The 17,995-nt window shown below is 61.7% G+C and carries 11 protein-coding genes; 6 read left to right on the forward strand and 5 right to left on the reverse strand.

All coding sequences use genetic code 11. The annotated features are described in order from the left end of the window. Positions 1-3: 3 nt before the first annotated feature. The 5 genes from B5E66_RS08060 to B5E66_RS08080 all read left to right on the forward strand — a co-directional run bounded on the left by B5E66_RS08060 (position 4) and on the right by B5E66_RS08080 (position 6,158). On the forward strand, positions 4-1,266 hold the full coding sequence (locus B5E66_RS08060) for a response regulator transcription factor (RefSeq protein ID WP_087231222.1): 1,263 nt from the start codon (positions 4-6) through the stop codon (positions 1,264-1,266). Between the two features lie 11 nt (positions 1,267-1,277). Further along, positions 1,278-3,077 (forward strand): heparinase II/III domain-containing protein, encoded by a 1,800-nt coding sequence (locus tag B5E66_RS08065; RefSeq protein WP_087231225.1) that lies wholly within the window; start codon positions 1,278-1,280, stop codon positions 3,075-3,077. A gap of 23 nt (positions 3,078-3,100) precedes the next feature. Beyond that, positions 3,101-3,919, forward strand: a complete 819-nt coding sequence (locus B5E66_RS08070; protein WP_087231228.1) for a carbohydrate-binding protein — start codon at positions 3,101-3,103, stop codon at positions 3,917-3,919. Beyond that, entirely contained in the window at positions 3,916-5,340 is a 1,425-nt protein-coding gene (locus tag B5E66_RS08075) for a hypothetical protein (protein ID WP_087231231.1), read from the forward strand. The genes B5E66_RS08070 and B5E66_RS08075 overlap by 4 nt, the downstream gene beginning before the upstream one ends. Before the next feature lie 236 nt (positions 5,341-5,576). Beyond that, positions 5,577-6,158 (forward strand): sugar O-acetyltransferase, encoded by a 582-nt coding sequence (locus B5E66_RS08080; RefSeq protein WP_087231234.1) that lies wholly within the window; start codon positions 5,577-5,579, stop codon positions 6,156-6,158. 99 nt (positions 6,159-6,257) lie between these two features. Here the strand turns inward: B5E66_RS08080 and mgtE are convergent, their stop codons facing one another. From mgtE to nifJ, 3 genes are all read right to left on the reverse strand, one after another. After that, a complete protein-coding gene (gene mgtE / locus B5E66_RS08085) occupies positions 6,258-7,841 on the reverse strand; it encodes a magnesium transporter (RefSeq protein ID WP_087231237.1) in 1,584 nt (527 codons plus the stop codon). 783 nt (positions 7,842-8,624) lie between these two features. After that, a complete protein-coding gene (locus B5E66_RS08090) occupies positions 8,625-9,260 on the reverse strand; it encodes a hypothetical protein (RefSeq protein WP_087231240.1) in 636 nt (211 codons plus the stop codon). A 281-nt stretch (positions 9,261-9,541) separates the two neighbouring features. After that, entirely contained in the window at positions 9,542-13,087 is a 3,546-nt protein-coding gene (nifJ, locus tag B5E66_RS08095) for a pyruvate:ferredoxin (flavodoxin) oxidoreductase (RefSeq protein ID WP_087231243.1), read from the reverse strand. 441 nt (positions 13,088-13,528) lie between these two features. Here nifJ and B5E66_RS08100 point away from each other — a divergent pair, with 441 nt between their 5' ends. Continuing rightward, positions 13,529-14,077, forward strand: a complete 549-nt coding sequence (locus B5E66_RS08100) for an NUDIX domain-containing protein (RefSeq protein ID WP_087231246.1) — start codon at positions 13,529-13,531, stop codon at positions 14,075-14,077. A 99-nt stretch (positions 14,078-14,176) separates the two neighbouring features. Here B5E66_RS08100 and B5E66_RS08105 read toward each other — a convergent pair whose 3' ends face one another. Then, positions 14,177-17,197: an ABC transporter ATP-binding protein/permease gene (locus B5E66_RS08105; RefSeq protein WP_087231250.1), complete on the reverse strand. Its 3,021-nt coding sequence runs from the start codon at positions 17,195-17,197 to the stop codon at positions 14,177-14,179. A gap of 123 nt (positions 17,198-17,320) precedes the next feature. Further along, positions 17,321-17,899: a manganese efflux pump MntP gene (locus tag B5E66_RS08110; protein WP_087231253.1), complete on the reverse strand. Its 579-nt coding sequence runs from the start codon at positions 17,897-17,899 to the stop codon at positions 17,321-17,323. Positions 17,900-17,995 lie beyond the last annotated feature (96 nt).

The raw sequence follows: 17,995 nt of genomic DNA on the forward strand, positions 1-17,995 counted from the left end.
TTCATGCTGCGGATCTTACTGGCTGACGACGAACCCCTGGTGCTGATCGGGCTGCAGGGGATGATCGACTGGGAAAAACAGGGCTACACCATCTGTGCCACCGCCCGGAACGGCAAGCTGGCCCAGGAGGCCATCCAGCGGGAAAAGCCGGATATCGTCATTGCCGACGTCAAGATGCCGGTGCTGGACGGGCTGACCCTGGCCCGGGCCTGCCATGAAAAAGGGCCCCTGCCGGTGTTCATCCTGCTGACCAGCCTGGAGGACTTCACCTATGCCCGGCGGGCCATCGAAGCCGGGGTGGTGGATTACCTCGTCAAGATGGAACTGACCGCCCAGAGCCTCTGTTCCGCCCTGGCCCGGGCCGCCGACCAGGTGAACAAGGAAAAGGCCCTGACCGGCCAGATGCCCAGTCAGAAGGTGGTGGCCGAGGGCCTGCGCACCATGCAGGACCGGTTTCTGATCCAGCTGTATGCCGGGCTGATCCCCGACGAAAAGCATCTGGAGCGGGAGATGAACGCCCTGAACCTCCACCTGGACCACCCCACCCTGGTGGTGGCCTTCTGCGAGATACGCCCCGCCAACCCCAACATGACCAGCGAGCAGCAGCTCAAGCTGAACCTGGCCTGCTGCCAGATGGTGGAGACCACCCTCCAGAACTACCTGTCCTGCCGGGCCACCGGCACCGACGTGCTCCATTTCAATGTGCTGTTCGGTGTGACCGAGGAGCAGGGCCAGGCCGTCAAGCCCCTGCTGGAACCCCTGCTGCAAAAGGCCAGCCAGATCGTCTACAACTATTTTTCGGCCCGGCTGCTGTGGGCGGTGGGCCGGCCGGCCACAGCTCCCCTCAGCCTGTCCCGGCGGTGCCGGGAGCTGGACAATTTCCGTCCGCTCCTGTCCGAGCGCAATCCCATCCTCTTTGCCGAAGAGATGGAGACCGATGCCAGCGCCTCCAAGCTCCAGACCGTGGCCCAGGTCAAAGCCTACATCCGGGAGCATCTGTCCGAAAAGCTGACCCTGGCCGATGTGGCGGCGGTGTTCAATTTCTCCCCGGGCTACCTCAGCCAGCTCTTTGGCAAATACGGGGGCGGCTTTGTGGAATACATCACCGAGGCCCGGGTGGCCGCCGCCAAAGAGATGCTGGAAAAAGGGGACAAGAAGATCTATGAGATCGCCGAGGAGCTTGGATTTGAGAGTTCCTTCTATTTTTCCAAGGTCTTTAAAAAGTCCACCGGCTTGAGCCCCCGGGAATACCAACAGAACCTTTGAGGAGGTGCGCCATGATCTCTGAATGCCTGCCCTTTCTGCCTGAGGTGCTGCCCTCTTTCAGGCCGTGCCCGCCCGCCCATGACCGGGCCGGGTGGGAGACCCTGCCCCCCGCCGCCAAAAAGCGGCTGATGGCCGCCGGCGCCGCCGAGGCAGCCAAGCCCCTGCCCGCCCTGCCCCTGTCCCTCTGGCTGGACTTTGCCCGCACCGGGAAGCGGTCTGAATGGGAGGAAGCCTGCTTTGCCCGCCGGGCCCGGCTGTGCGCCCTGGCCGCCGCCGAGTGCGTGGAATACCAGGGCCGCTTTTTGGACGCCATCGCCGACACGGTGTGGGCCATCTGCGAGGAGAGCGCCTGGCAGCTGCCGGCCCACAATTCCTATGTGCGGGACACCCCCCAGCTGCCTTTGCCCGACACCGCCCGGCCCCTGATCGACCTGTTCGCCGCCGAGGCGGGGGCTTTGCTGTCCACCGTCCACTATCTCCTGGGCGCCGAGCTGGAGCAGGCCTACCCGGGCCTTGCCACCCGGATGGAGCGGGAGGTCCGCGCCCGCATCCTGACGCCCTACCTCCGGGACCACTTCTGGTGGATGGGCAACCGGGACGAGCCCATGTGCAACTGGACCAGCTGGTGCACCCAGAACGTGCTGCTGTGCTTTTTCCTGCTGCCCGACGTCAGCCAGGAGGAGCGGCGGGACGCCGTCCGTCAGGCCGCCTACAGCCTGGACTGCTTTTTGAAGGACTACGGCCCCGACGGCTGCTGCAACGAGGGCGCCCAGTATTACCGGCACGCCGGGCTGACGCTGTGGGGGGCGCTGCGCATTTTGTCCAGCGCCGCGCCCGAGGCTTTCGGACCCGTCTTCCGGGAGGAAAAGATCCGGAACATCGCCGAATACATCCTGAACGTCCATGTGGACGGGCCTTATTATCTCAACTTCGGGGATTGCAGCCCCCTGGCCGGCCGCTGCGGCGCCCGGGAATACCTGTTTGCCCGGGCAGTGGGCAGCCCCGCGCTGGAGGCTTTGGCCGCCGCGGATTTCCGGGCCGACCCCGACCCCGACCGCCTCACCGCCCAGGACGCCAGCAGCCGGATCAACCTGTGGTACCGCCTGCTGACCGCCTTCACCCAGCGGGAAATGATGGACTGTCCCGATCCAGGCCCCGCCCCGGCCGGAGATGTATGGTATCCCAGCGTGGGGATCTTCGCGGCCCGCCGGGGAAGCTGGGTGCTGGGGGCCAAGATGGGAGGCAACGGGGACAGCCACAACCACAACGACACCGGCAGCGTCACCGTCTACAAGGACGGCTGCCCCTTCCTCATCGACGTCGGGGTGGAGAGCTACACCCGCAAGACCTTCAGCCCCCAGCGGTACGAGATCTGGACCATGCAGAGCGGCTGGCACAACCTGCCCACCTTTGACGGGGTGATGCAGCTGCCCGGCGCGGCCTACGCGGCCCGGGACATCCGGGTGGGGGAGGGATGCATCTCGGCCGAGCTGTCCGGGGCTTACCCGCCCATCCGGGGGCTTGGCAGCTACCGGCGCACCGTGTCGGTGACCGAAGAAGGGGTGGCCCTTTCGGACCGGACCGACTGGGACGGCGAAGTGGAGCTGACCCTGATGACCCAGCGCCGGCCCCAGCTGAGCCCGGGCGGTCTGGCGCTGGAGGATCTGGGGGTGATCCGGATCAGCAGCGGCGCCGAGATCAGCCTGCAGCCGGTGCCGGTGGAAGACCCCCGGCTGCGCACCGCCTGGCCCGATACGCTGTGGAAGATCAGCATCTATTTTTACAAATCCCTCGACCTGTTCCTCGAGTAAACAGCAGAAAAGGAGATCCTACGATGGAAACCATCAAGCTCAAAGTTCTGGACCAGGCAGGCCACACCCTGATGACCTGCCCCGGCAGCCAGGAAGTATCCCTGGTCTACACCGGCGCCTATCAGCCGGGGGACCGCATTGCCCTGGAGATCGACCACCCGGGCCAGTTCTGCGTCATCCAGCTGGAGGACACCATGCTGCCCGCCCTGGTGTATGTGGTCAAGCGGGAGATCAACTTCCACATCCCCTTTGGGGAGCAGGCCATCACCTATTCCCCCAAGAGCTTCCAGGGCAGCCGCCACCTGATCCGGGCCCGGCTGGCCAGCCCGGAAGAGCTGGCCGCACGCCGCAACCTGGCCTTCAACTGCTACGACCAGCACGGGGACACCGGTTTTTACCCCCACGCTTCCGCCAACGTCGAGACCCGGGGGGAGGCGGTGTTTGCCGCGCGCAACGCCATCGACGGCATCTTTGAGAACACCGCCCACGGGGAATACCCCTACCAGAGCTGGGGGATCAACCGGGACCCCAACGCGGCCCTGACTTTGGATTTTGGCCGGGAGGTGCTGCTGGACGAGCTGCGGATCACCGAGCGGGCGGACTTCCCCCACGACAATTACTGGGTGCAGGCCACCGTCACCTTCTCGGACGGCAGCCAGATGGAGCTGCCCCTGGTCAAGAGCGCCAAGCCCCAGTGCTTTTCCTTTGCGCCCCGGCGGGTGCGCAGCCTGGTGCTCAGCCAGCTGATCCAGGCCGAAGGGCCGTCCCCTTTCCCGGCCCTGACCCAGATCGAGGCCTGGGGCAGAGAATGCCTGCCTGAAAAGGAAGGTGTCCAGGCATGAGCTGGTTCGACGCTTTCTACGGAGGTCCGGGCCGGGGGGTGGACCCCAACGAGCCCGAAAAGAAGGGGCTGCGGCGCTTTTTGCAGATGGTGGGCCGGGATTTCGGACAGTTGGTCGGCACCAACTTCCTGGCCTGCGTCCTGCTTTTGCCCGCGTCCCTGGGGGTGTCCCTGGGGGTCATCCTGCTCAACTTTCCCTTCACCCTGCTGATGGGCCTGGTGTCCGGCCTGACAGGCGGGCTGGGTCTGCTGCTGCTGGCGGACTGCGGCCTGCGCAGCCTCTGCAACGACCCTTCCCCCTGGCTGCACCGGGCCTGGCAGACGGTGAAAGCCAAATGGAAAACCACCCTGCCCCTGGGTTCTCTGATCATCACCCTGCTGGGGGCTCTGTGTTTTGTGTGGGCCTACATCTTTGAGGTGATGCAGGCCACCGGGCAGTATCCAGGCAGCGCGGTGGTGGTGTTCCTGGGCTTTGATATGCTGGTGCTGGCGGTGGGAGGCACCCTCTGTGTGGCTGTACTGGCCGCCGCGGCCCCCGAAGGGCTGCGCTTCCGGGACCTGTTCCGGGGGGCGGGGTCTATGCTGCTGGCCGCCCCGGGGCGGTGCATCGCCGGAGGCGCCGTCTCGATGGCGGGCGTGGCGGTGCTGATCCTGTTTTTCCCGGTCAGTACCTTCTGGGCCATGCTGTTCGGGTTCTGGCTGCCGGCCCTGGTTGCCATGCAGCTGCTGTTCCCCCTGCTGCGGGAGGGGTACGACCTGACGGTGCAGCGCCGTTCGGACGCCATGCCCGGCGCTGATGCGCCCCTGACTGAAAAAGAGAAAAAAGCCCGGGCCCGGGCCAACTGGTGGTATTACAACTGGGGCGTGGTGGTGCTGGCCATCGTCCTGGCGGCCGGCGTAGCCTATGTGATCTACGGGCTGAACACGGAAGTGGACCCCGACTACTCGGTGGCGGTGGTCACCGCCGACACGCTGCCGGACGCCTCGGCCCTGCAGCTGCAGCAGGTCCTGGAAAGCTACGGCCAGGACCGCAACCAGGACGGCGCGGTGGTGGTCAGCCTCAACGTATACACCTGGAGTGCCAACGCCTCCCTCACCGACATGAACAGCCAGATGGCGGGCGCCACCCGGATGAACACCGACCTGGCCAACGGGGACAGCGGCATCTGGGTGCTGGCCGACCCCGAGGGCTTTGAGGAAGCCTACGGCGCCCTGAGCGAGCATCTGGGGGAGAACTGGCGGGACCAGCTGTATAACTGGACCGACGTGCCCGCCCTGGCCGGGGCCGACCTTGGCAGCTACAACACCTCCGCCGACGGCTCTGCCAGCCAGTCGGTGCAGGAACTGTTCGCCTCCTACAAGATCGCGGTGCTGGACGCCTCCGACGGACTGTGGGATGCCATCCAGGACGCCGCCTCCTGACGGGAGTTGTATTTTGTCGGTTTTTTAATAGTTTTAGTCCAAAAAGAGATTGTATTCCACCCGTGCCGGATGTATCCTAAAGGTGCGGAACGGAGCAACGGCCGGGACGCGATTCTCCAAAAAATCAACACACACACGCTGATAGGGGACGGGACACACCGCCCCTTATTGGTGTTTGCGCCCGTGCGGCGCGGGCGGCGTTTCAGCGGATTTTCCGCACAAAAGGAGGACCCCTTATGACGGAACGGGAAAAGATGGACCTGGGCCTTTGGTACGATGCCAACTTCGACCAGGACCTGGTGGAGGAGCGCTGGAAGGCCGCATCCCTCTGCCTGGCTTTCAACAACTGCGACCCCATGGACACCCAAAAGCAGAGCGAGCTCAAGCGCCAGCTTCTGCCCCATGCGTCCGAGACGGTGGGCATCGCGGCCCCCTTTCAGACCGACTACGGCTGGAACTGCTACATTGGGGAGGGCACCGACATCAACCGGGGCGCTTACCTGATGGACGGCGGCCGCATCACCATCGGCGCCCACTGCTTTATCGGACCCAACTGTGGGATGTACACGGCCAACCACCCCCTGTGCTACCAGGAGCGGAACCGCGGCTTTGAGAAGGCCGGCCCCATCACCATCGGGGACAACGTCTGGCTGGGCGGCGACGTGACCATCCTGCCCGGCGTCACCATCGGCAGCGGCGCGGTCATCGGGGCAGGCAGCGTGGTGACCCACGACATCCCCGCCAACACGGTGGCCTTTGGCAACCCCTGCAAACCCCATCGGGCCATCACCGACGCCGACCGGGTACTGGAGGAGTAAAACCGGCCCGCAGGGCCCTGCATAACAGAAACCCCCGGCTTGTTTTCCACATTTTGTCTGTGCATCTGTGGAAAACGGGCCGGGGTTTTGTATTCAGTTTCACATCAGGCTGTGGAACACCACGGTGGCGATCTGGAAATAGATCAGCAGACTGCAGGCGTCCACGATGGTGGACAGGAAGGGGTTTGCCATGATGGCCGGGTCGAAGCCCAGTTTTTTGGCGCCCAGGGGCAGCAGGCCGCCCACCAGCTTGGCCAGGATGATGCTGAGGAACAGCGCCAGGCTGACCACCACCACATAATCCATCACGTTGGGGTATTGGCCGCCCCCAAACACGCCGTACATCAGCCAGATGCGCAGGCCGTTGGCCACGCCCAGCACGGCGCCCACAATGACCGCCACCCGCAGTTCCTTGTATACTACCTTGAGGAAGTCGCGGGGTTCGATCTCATCCAGGGCCAGGCCGCGCACCATCTGGGTGCTGACCTGGTTGCCGCAGTTGCCGGCGGTGCCCATCAGCATGGGCATGAAGGATACCAGCAGGGGCAGGGCCACAAAGGCCTGCTCGTAATGGGTGGTGACCATGCCGGTAAAGGTGGCGGACAGCATCAGGATCATCAGCCAGGGAATGCGCTGCTTGGCGTGGGTCCAGACGCTGGTGCCAAAGTAGGTGGTGGCCTCGTCGTCGGGGAGAATGGCCGCCATTTTCTGCATATCTTCGGTGGATTCTTCGGTCAGGACGTCGATGGCGTCATCGATGGTGATGATACCCACGAACATCCCTTCGTTGTCCAGGACCGGCATGGCGGTGAAGTCGTAGCGCTGCATCTCACGGGAGACGAACTCCTGGTCGTCGTTGACGTGCACCGCGATGACGTTGTCGTCCATGATCTCAGTGATCGGGGTATCCAGTTCGGCCAGCAGCAAACTGCGCACCGACACGATGCCCAGCAGCCGGTTTTTGTCCACCACATAGCAGGTGTAGAGGGTCTCGGCCTGCTCGCCCTGCTGGCGGATGGCGGTGAACGCCTGGCGCACCGTCATCTCCCTGCGCAGGCGGACATACTCGAGGGTCATCAGACTGCCGGCCGAATTTTCGGGATAGTGCAGCAGCTTGTTCAGGCTCTCGCGGGTCTGCGGCGAGGACTTTTCCAGCACCCGCTTGACCACGCTGGCGGGCATATCCTCCAGCAAGTCGGCCGCGTCGTCCAGGCTCATCTCCTCAATGGCGCCGATCAGCTCCACGTCGGTGAATTCATCCACCAGCTCGTCCCGGGCCTCGTCCGACATATAGGTGAACACCTCGGTGGCCACCTCTTTTTTCAGCAGGCGGAACACCACCAGACGGTTGTTTTCATCCAGTTCTTCCAGCAGCTCGGCCAGGTCGGCGGGCTGCATATCCTCGGTGACCTCCCGCAGCTTGACATACTGCTTTTTGACCAGCAGCTTGAGCAGGCGGCTTTTGGTCAGCTTATTGGGGGCGGCGGGGGCCTCTCTGGCCTCCTCCCGCTCGGCCTCATGGATATCCTGCCGCAGATCCTCGGCGGCTTCCTTGTCGTTCAGATCCCGCACCAGCTTTTCCCGCACCTCGGCGGGGATGTCGGCGGGCAGTTCCTGGACGGGCATCTGTACCAGATGTTCCAGAGCCTCGTGGTCCAGGGTGTCATTCTCCTTCTTGTCCATTGGTCTTTTCCTCCTCCGTTGGTTTTTACAGGAGGGTACAGTCCATCGGAAGATCGAAAAACAGAAAAAATGCGCGGCCTGCCCGGGAAAGCACTCCTCCATCCCGCCCTGAACCATTCCCCAAAAAGCACCGGCACAAAGCGTATCCACGCCATACCAAACGCGGCCCGCCCACCCGGGGCGCAAGCCAGCGCAGCCGATGTACTTTTCGGAAGGATCGAACCGCAGCGGGGGTTTTCAGAGTTGCCTATCCCTGCAAAGCTGCGCTTTGCCGCCTGTGTGCCCAGACGGGAACAGGGGAGACCCGCAGGCTCCCCTCACACAGCACGTCCAAGGCCAGGGCATGACCGCCTCAGGCCTTCCAGTCCACCCCAAAGGCGAACGCAGCTTTTCCATTGTCCGATGCGCTGTACCGCTCGGATCTACTATGATCCGGGTCCATTTTCCTGCGTTCACCTCCCATTGTGTTTATCGTTTTGATTATAACGCGGCGTGCAGAAAGGGTCAACCCCCAACCGAAATTTTACGTATCTTTTCCAAAAGGCAAAACAATGCGGGGGCCGGCCGTATGGCCGACCCCCGCAGAGGGACCCTATCTTTCGTGACGCAAAAGTTCTTTTGTTTTGGTGCGATCAACAACAGAAGGAATATGGTTCTATTCCTCTTTGCCGCCACATCGGATGGGTGTTTTACCCGAGCGTGCAGGTGGTCTCTGGCACCCGCACGCCCCTTATATCATCTCCCGGTATGGTGCCCCGGGGGTGTTATAAGTAATGATTTGTTTTAGACGTTGGTCTTGGAGGTTCCTTTCAGAACAGCCACCACATACGGCTCAGTCTTGTTGTCATTAGTAACCATGCTGCCCTCATAAACATACATGGTATAATCAATATTCACAGTCGTGTTAGCCGAGACAACAACATTCTCCAAGCCTTTCATACTTTCAGCAATCTGATTTGCTGCCAAGGTACGCACAGAATCAACAGAAGCGCCTGCACCATTAGAAACAACTGCATAACGCCAGAAGGTCTGACCATTCCCGGTGAAAGCATTCTCAAAATTAGTCATATCATCAGAATCAAGCAACTGATGAGCATCAGTGAAAGGATCAGCAGTAAATACCATATTCAGTACATTATTGCGTACAGTTGCTTCGACCACCTGGGTGTAAAGGTTCTGGTTGTTCTCGTTGTACTTCTTCATCGCATTGTTCAGAGCGGTATTCTCTTCAACAGTAATGACCAGATCACCGTTCTTATCAGCGATGGCATTCTTCACAGTGCTCACGACGCTAGCAGTGGTGGGCTGGCTGCTGGAAGAGCCACTATTGCCGTTGTTAGTTCCCTCACCGCAAGCGGCGAGCATGCTGACGGCCATGATGCCGGCCAGCGCCAGAGAAGCAATCTTCTTGAGTTTCATAATGAATTTTTCCTCCTTATGGTGTATAAAAGATAGAGACCCAAAACAGGTTCAAAGGAAGGTCCTTTCCTTTGTGTGCCTATCATAACATACCCCCCCCCGGTGTCAAGACCCAATTTCAAAATTTCCCATTTTTTCTTTATTTTCTTTAGTTCATGTACTCTAACTTTGGGCGCAGGGGACTTGGAGGCAGCAAAAAAGCGCCCCGTCTGTCAGGGACAGACGGGGCGCTCTCGGTTTTTTCAGGGTACGGCCAAAGCCTTGCCCAAGGCGGACCTCAATTACTTGTACAGATCCACCAGGCGGGTCAGGTGCTCATAGCGATCCTGGGCAGCCTTCTCGTTCTCAGCGAACAGCTTCTTGGCGCGCTCGGGGAAGGCGCGGGTCAGGCGGCTGTAACGGGTCTCGGTGGCCAGCAGGTTCTGATACTTCTCAGAATCAACAGGCTTGGAGGTGAGGGTGAAGGGGTTCTTGCCCTGGGCCTTCAGAGCGGGGTTGAAGGTGAACAGATTCCAGTAACCGGACTCCACAGCCTTCTTCATCTCGTTCTGGCAGTTGGTCATGCCGCCCTTGATGCCGTGCAGCTCGCAGGGAGCGTAGCCGATGATCAGGGACGGGCCGGGGTAAGCCTCAGCCTCGGCGATTGCCTTGATGGCCTGGTTCATGTTGGCGCCCAGAGCGATCTGAGCCACATAGATATAGCCGTAGGTCATGCAGATCTCGGACAGGCTCTTCTTGCTAATCTCCTTGCCGGCAGCAGCGAACTGGCAGACCTCACCGATGTTGGAGGCCTTGGAAGCCTGTCCGCCGGTGTTGGAGTACATCTCGGTGTCGAAGACCATCACGTTGACATCCTCGCCGGAAGCCAGGACGTGATCCAGGCCGCCGTAGCCGATGTCGTAAGCCCAGCCGTCACCGCCGAAGATCCAGACGGACTTCTTGGCGATGTACTGCTTGCTCTTGAGCACCTCAGCGGACTTCTCGTAGCCGGCGGCAGCAGCCTTCTCCAGCTCAGCGATCAGAGCCTTGGCGGGCTGGTCGTTGGCGCGGGTGTTGTTCTTGGTCTCGATGAACTTGGCGTAAGCAGCCTTCAGATCCTCGGAAGCCTTGTCGGAGTTGACGATCTCGTCGATCTCACGGATCAGGTTCTCGCGGATGGTCTTCTGGCCCAGATACAGGCCCAGGCCGTGCTCAGCGTTGTCCTCGAACAGGGAGTTGATCCAGGCAGGACCATGGCCGCTGTCCTTGTTGACGGTGTAGGGAGAGATGGCCGCGGTGCCGCCCCAGATGGAGGAGCAGCCGGTGGCGTTGGTGATATACATCTTCTCGCCGAACAGCTGAGTGATCAGGCGGGCATAGGAAGTCTCGGCACAGCCAGCGCAGGAGCCGGAGAACTCCAGCAGGGGCTGGTTGAACTGGGAGCCGATGACGGTATCATCTGCAAACTTGCTGGGCTTCTTGGAGATGTTGGCCACGCAGTAGTCGAAGACTTCCTGCTCGGCAGCCTGGCTCTCCTGGGGCACCATGGTGATGGCCTTGGTGGGGCAGACGGTGACACACTCGCCGCAGCCCATGCAGTCCAGCGGAGAAACAGCCATGACGAACTGATACTCGTTGGCGGGACGGTTGTCGCGGTGCTTGGTCTGGGCGGGCGCAGCAGCCAGCTCCTCAGCGGTCAGCTGGAAGGGCCGGATGGTGGCGTGCGAGCAGACGAAGGCGCACTGGTTGCAGCCCACGCACTTGCCGGCATCCCACTCGGGGACCATGACGGCGGTGCCGCGCTTCTCATAGGCGGAAGCACCCTGCTCCCACTGGCCGTTTGCATTGTGGGCAAAGGCCGAGACGGGCAGGCTGTCGCCGTCCATGCGGGCGATGGGCTCCATGACGTCGCGGATCTGCTTGACCAGCTCGGGACGGCCTGCCAGCTCCTTGGGAGCGGGATCGGCGTCGGGGTTGGACCAGCTTGCGGGCACGTCCACCTTGTGGATGGCGTCCACGCCGGCGTCGATGGCCTTCCAGTTCATCTCAACAACGTCCTGGCCCTTCTTGCCGTAGCTCTTCTGGGCGGCCTGCTTCATGAACTTGATGGCGTCGTCGATGGGCATGACCTCAGCCAGCTTGAAGAAAGCGGACTGCAGGATGGTGTTGGTGCGCTTGCCCATGCCGATCTCGATGGCCTTGTCGATGGCGTTGATGGTATACAGCTGGATGTTGTTGTCAGCGATATACTTCTTGGCCTCGGCGTTCAGGTGATGGCCCAGCTCCTCATCGGTCCACTGGCAGTTGATCATGAACACGCCGCCGGGCTTGACGTCCTGGACCATCTTCATGCCCATGTTGACGTAAGCGGGGTTGTGGCAGGCCACGAAGTCAGCCTGGTTGATATAGTAGGGGCTGCGGATGGGCTTGTCGCCGAAACGCAGGTGGCTGATGGTCACGCCGCCGGTCTTCTTGGAGTCATACTGGAAGTAAGCCTGAACGTACTTGTCGGTATGGTCGCCGATGATCTTGACCGAGTTCTTGTTTGCGCCGACGGTGCCGTCGCCGCCCAGGCCCCAGAACTTGCACTCCTTGGTGCCTTCTGCAGCGGTGATGGGGGCGGGCTTGATCTCGGGCAGGGACAGGAAGGTGACGTCATCGGTGATGCCGATGGTGAAACGCTCCTTGGGCTGGTCCTTGGTCAGCTCGGTGTAGACGGCAAAGATGGAGGACGGCGGGGTGTCCTTGCTGCCCAGGCCGTAGCGGCCGCCGATGACGGTGATGTCGTTCTTGCCGGCCTCACGCAGGGTGGCAGCCACATCCAGGTACAGGGGCTCGCCCAGGGCGCCGGGCTCCTTGGTGCGGTCCAGGACAGCGATCTTCTTGACGGTGTCGGGCAGGACCTTCAGCAGGGAAGCGGACACCCAGGGACGGTACAGGCGGACCTTGATGATACCGACCTTCTCGCCGCGGGCGTTCAGGTAGTCGATGACCTCGTCGGCCACGTCGCAGATGGAGCCCATGGCCACGATGACGCGGTCGGCATCGGGTGCGCCGTAGTAGTTGAACAGGTCGTAGTTGGTGCCGATCTTCTCGTTGATCTTGGCCATATACTTCTCAACGATCGCGGGCAGGGCATTGTAGACCGAGTTGCAGGCCTCACGATGCTGGAAGAAGACGTCGCCGTTCTCATGAGAGCCGCGCATCTTGGGATTCTCGGGGTTCAGCGCATTCTTGCGGAACTCCTCCACGGCCTCCATGTTGCACATTTCCTTCAGGTCGGCGTAATCCCACTTCTCGATCTTCTGATACTCGTGAGAAGTACGGAAGCCGTCGAAGAAGTTCAGGAAGGGAACATGGCCCTCGATGGCGCACAGATGGGCCACAGGGGACAGGTCCATGACTTCCTGCACAGAGCTCTCAGCCAGCATGGCAAAACCAGTCTGGCGGCAGGCCATGACGTCGCTGTGATCGCCGAAGATGTTCAAGGCCTGGGTGGCGACGGTACGGGCCGACACGTCGAACACGCAGGGCAGCTGCTCGGCTGCGATCTTGTACATATTGGGGATCATCAGCAGCAGGCCCTGCGATGCGGTGAAGGTGGTGGTGATGGCACCTGCACCCAGGGCGCCGTGGACAGCGCCAGCGGCGCCGGCCTCAGACTCCATCTCGACGACCTTGACCTGATTGCCGAAAATATTCTTCTGGCCTGCTGCAGACCACTGGTCCACAGAGTCAGCCATCGGAGAAGAAGGGGTAATCGGATAGATGGCAGCAACGTCGGTGAACGCATAAGCTACATGCGCGGCCGCGGTGTTGCCATCCATGGTTTGCTTTGCTCTAGGCATTTTTCTTCCTCCATTACTTTTTATTGGGCGGCCCGCCGGGCCGGCATCTGACGATATGCCGGCTGGCCGCCCTGGGGTACTTTGCAGAACATTCCGCCCCCGCCGGCCACAGGTCCTGCCGGAAGGGCATGATTGCTCATCTATTATAATAGCAAATTCCCGCCCCAAAGTAAACGCAATCCGTCTGGTAAAACACACCAATAATTTGATTAAAAATTTGTGAGGTTTTTATCTTTTTTCTTTTGATCTCCCTGGTTTTTGCCTTTTTGCACCCCGAAAGGCCCAAAAGAGCGGTTGACAGGCCGCCCCGGTGCAGGTAAACTGAAGATACAGGCCGGTACGGGTGTTTTCCACCCTTTCAACTTGTTTTCCACCCGCGGACGGTCTGGCGCCGGGCGCGGCCAGGCGCGCCGTTTCAGACCACTGAGAGGGGGAACTTTTATGCCAACGCATTTTGAAAAGACCATCCGCAGCCAGACCGTGTACGAAGGGCGTGTGATCACCGTCACCCAGGACACCGCCCTGCTGGAGAACGGCGAGACCGCCCTGCGGGACGTGGTGCACCACCACGGGGGCGCCTGCATTCTGCCCTATTTTGAGGACGGCACCATCTGCATGGTGCGGCAGTTCCGGTACGCCATGCAGCAGGAGCTGTGGGAGCTGCCCGCCGGCAAGCTGGAAAAAGGGGAGGACCCCTTTGAGGCGGCCAAACGGGAATTGACCGAGGAGTGCGGCGTCACCGCCGACGAATATATCTCCCTGGGGCAGATCTATCCCACGGTGGGCTACGATACCGAGGTCATCTACATCTGGGCGGCCCGGGGGCTGCACCCCGCCGCCATGCACCTGGACGACGACGAGTTCCTGACCCCCGAGCGGGTGCCCCTGGAGAAAGCCATCGACATGGTGCTGTCGGGCGAGATCCGGGACGCCAAGACGGTGGCGGGCATCCTGAAATTCAAAGCCCTGCTGGACCGCGAGACGATCTGATCTTCATACCACCGGCCCCTGCCCTTGCGGCAGGGCTTTTTTGTTTGGGCGGGGTGCAAAAACGCCCTGCCGGTCACCGGGACAGGCAGGGCGGATGGGTCATTCGCTGCGCAGGGCCACCACAGGGTCTTTCTTGGCGGCGCTGCGGGAGGGGATCAGGCCCGAGATGAGCGTCAGCAGCATGCTGATGCCGATCAGGACCAGGGCGGCCGGCAAGGGAAGCACGGCGTTGAGGTTGCCCGCGCCGGTCACGGCGTGCATCACGGCGCTGATGGGGATGCACAGCAGATAGGTCACCACCACGCCGATGACGCCGGAGGAGAAGCCGATGATCACCGTCTCGGCGTTGAACATGATGGACACATCCCGCTTGGAGGCGCCGATGGCCCGCAGGATGCCGATCTCACGGGTGCGCTCCTGCACCGAGATGAGGGTGATGACCCCGATCATGATGGAGGACACCACCAGGGAGATGGCCACGAACGCGATCAGCACATAGGTGATGGCGCTGATCATCGAGGTGACGGTGGACATCAGCAGGCCCACATAGTCGGTGTAGGAGATCTGGTGCAGCTCATCCACCGTGCTGTTGTAGTCGGCGATCACCTGTTCCACCGTGTCCTTGCTCTCGAACGAGGCCGCATACAGGTTGATGGAGGCGGGGGAATCCAGGTCGATGCTGCCCAGCATGGTCAGATTGTCCTCGTAGGTGGAGTCGGAAAACTCCATCACCAGGTCATAATACCGGGCCCACTGGTCCGGGGTGTAGCCGTCCATGGCAAGCTCCAGGGCGTTGACCTTCTGAGCGTCGGGCACCATGGCCAGCTGCTGGCTCACCTGCTGGGCATACTGGTTCTGCATCTGCACTTCCAGCAGCTGGGAGAAGGTGCTGCGCAGATCCTCGTCGCTCATCTGCTGCACATAGCGGTCGATCTGTTCCTGGCTGACGCTCATCTGCTGGGTCAGCACCTGGGACAGGGTCGAGACGATCTCCTCGCGGCTCATCTCCGCCAGCATGGCGTCCACCTGCCGGGTGATCTCGTCCTGGTCGGGCTGGCTCATGATCCGGACATAGACCTGGGCCTTGCCCGCCTGGTCCAGCCCGTCGATATAGGCCCGCAGCTCCTGCTCTTTCTCCGCCCGGGTCAGGCTGTCGGCCCGGGAACGGAAGGGCAGCCCGGTCAGGATATCCCGGCTGGGATCGGCCTTCTGGGCCGCCACCGCCTGGGACTGTCCGGCCTGCTGCACGATGTAGTCGATCAGGTCCGCAGTGTAGCAGATCCGCCCCGAGATCATGCCGCTTTCCACATCGGGGTTTTTGCGGATGATGCCGGTGACGTGGAGTTTCAGGGCGTTGTCGTAGAGGTATTTCAGCCCCGCGTCGGTCTCCCGCAGGTCGGTATACAGGCCGGTGGCCTCGTCGTAGGTATAGCAGTCGGAGGGCAGGATGACCCGGAAATCGGTGGAGCAGATCTCCTCGTAGCTCCAGCTGGTTTTGGCGCCGGCGGAAGCCTCTTTGCCGTCGGCCAGGGCCTGCATCTCCTCCTCGGGGATGAGGCCGAGGGCATACAGGGTCATGTCGTCCAGTTCGTTGTTCTCGTCCACCACCAGGACGATCTGGTCATAGCTGGCCGGCCAGGAGCCGTAGATCAGGTCATACTGCCGGGTCAGCAGGGGGTTCACCGCCGCGCCGTTTTCCCCGGGCAAAAGCTCCTGCCAGAGGTTCATCATCCCGCCGCTCATCATGGTGGTCATCCCGGCCGTGCCGGAGGTACCGCCCGACGCCGCGCCGCCCGTCCCGCCCATCAGGGTGGAGAGGCTGGAGGAATCCATCACCGACACCAGCAGTTCCTGCATCAGCTGGGTGGTGTCCGAGTGGATAATGGTGCCGTCCACGTTCTGGGTGTAGACGCTGGGCCGGATGCTGTAAGTGTACTGGATGCCGCTCAGCGCTTCCCGGAAGGGGGAGGAGGGGTCGGCCAGCTGGTTTTCCAGATAGGTCTTGAACGAGCGCAGGTCGTTCTGGGCCACGTCCAGGTTGTACACCGCCGACACCAGATCCCGCACGGCAGGCCGCTCGTACACCGCGTCCCGCCCGTGGTCGCTCTCCCCGACGTTCAGATCCATGAAGGTCTGGATCAGACTGGTGAGGTCCACATTGGTGGCCTGGATGGAAAGGGGATAGGACGCAAGGGCGTCCTCCTGCATGACGTTGATGTAATCGGTCATCCCCTGGGACACCGACAGGATCAGCGCGATGCCGATGATGCCGATGGACCCCGCAAAGGCAGTGAGGGTGGTGCGGCCCTTTTTGGTAAACAGGTTCTTGAGGGACAGCCCGAACGAGGTGGCGATGGACATGGTGGGCTTGCGGATCTTTTTGCCCCGGCTTGCCTCCACCTCGGCCTGGTCCTGGGCCCGGTTGGCCTCCAGTTCGGCGGGGGAGAGGGGGTCGGAGTCGTCGGTGATCACGCCGTCCAGCACCCGGATGATCCGGGAGGAATATTTCTGGGCCAGAGCCGGGTTATGGGTCACCATGACGATCAGGCGGTCCTTGCTGATCTCCTTCAGCAGTTCCATCACCTGGATGCTGGTCTCGGTGTCCAGCGCGCCGGTGGGCTCGTCGGCCAGGATGATATCGGGGTTGTTGACGATGGCCCGGGCAATGGCCACCCGCTGCATCTGGCCGCCCGACATCTCGCTGGGGCGCTTGTACAGCTGGTTGCCCAGGCCCACCTTTTCCAGGGCCTCCGCCGCCCGGTCCCGCCGCTCGGCCCGGCTGACCCCCGACAGGGTCAGGGCCAGCTCGACGTTGCGCAGCACCGTCTGGTGGGGGATCAGGTTGTAGCTCTGGAACACAAATCCTACCGAGTGGTTGCGGTAAGAATCCCAGTCCCGGTCCTGAAAGGATTTGGTGGAGCGCCCGTTGATGATCAGATCGCCGTCGGTATACTGGTCCAGCCCGCCGATGATGTTCAGCAGGGTGGTTTTGCCGCAGCCCGAAGGGCCCAGGATGGAGACGAACTCCGAGCGGCGGAACTGGATGCTGACCCCTTTCAGGGCATGGACGGTGCCTGCGCCCATGGGATAATCTTTCTTGATGTCGCGTAACTCAAGCATGGCGGATCTCTTTCACTTTCCTTTACCGTAAAGCCTGTCGTGATGGATTCACTTTTGTAGTATACCGTACAATTATGAACGTTTTCTATACATCCCACGCGACTTTTATGAAACTTTCACCGGTCACAGGGAGGTGACGAAGATCTCCACCCCGATGAAGATCAGGATGGCGCCGCCCAGCAGCGAGGCCTTGCCCGCCAGTTTGGTGCCGAAGGTGCGGCCGATCACCAGGCCCCCGGTGCAGATGACAAAGGTGACCGCCGCAATGATGGCGGCGCAGACCAGGGCCATCAGGGGGCCGTATTCCGCAATGGTAAAGCCCACCGACAGCGCGTCGATGGAGGTAGCCACCCCCTGCAGCACCAGGCCGCCCCGGCTCACCGCGCCGGCGTCGTCTTCTTCCTTGCTGCGGATGCCCTCCAGCAGCATCTTGCCGCCGATGTAGCACAGCAGGATCAGGGCGATCCAGGGGATCAGGACGGTGAAGCCCTCGAACAGCTGCACCACCGTGTGGACGCAGATCCATCCCAGCAGGGGCATCAGGGCCTGGAAGCCCGCAAATACCCCCGCAATGCCGAACATCCGGCTGCGGCTCATGCCCGGTTCATGGAGGCCGTTGGCCATCGAGACCGAAAAGGCATCCATCGCCAATCCCACTCCCAGCAGGGCGCTGTTGATAAAAAAGACCAGATTCCATTCCATTGTGCGTTTCCTCCGTCGCAGAAAGAGCGTTGCGCAAAAAAACCGGACACAGCGGCGGCTGTGCCCGGAAGTCGGCGGAACAAAGATGCGGCGGCT

Origin of the sequence: Faecalibacterium sp. An121, assembly GCF_002160915.1 — a bacterium.
Classification (GTDB): Bacteria; Bacillota; Clostridia; order Oscillospirales; family Ruminococcaceae; genus Faecalibacterium; species Faecalibacterium avium.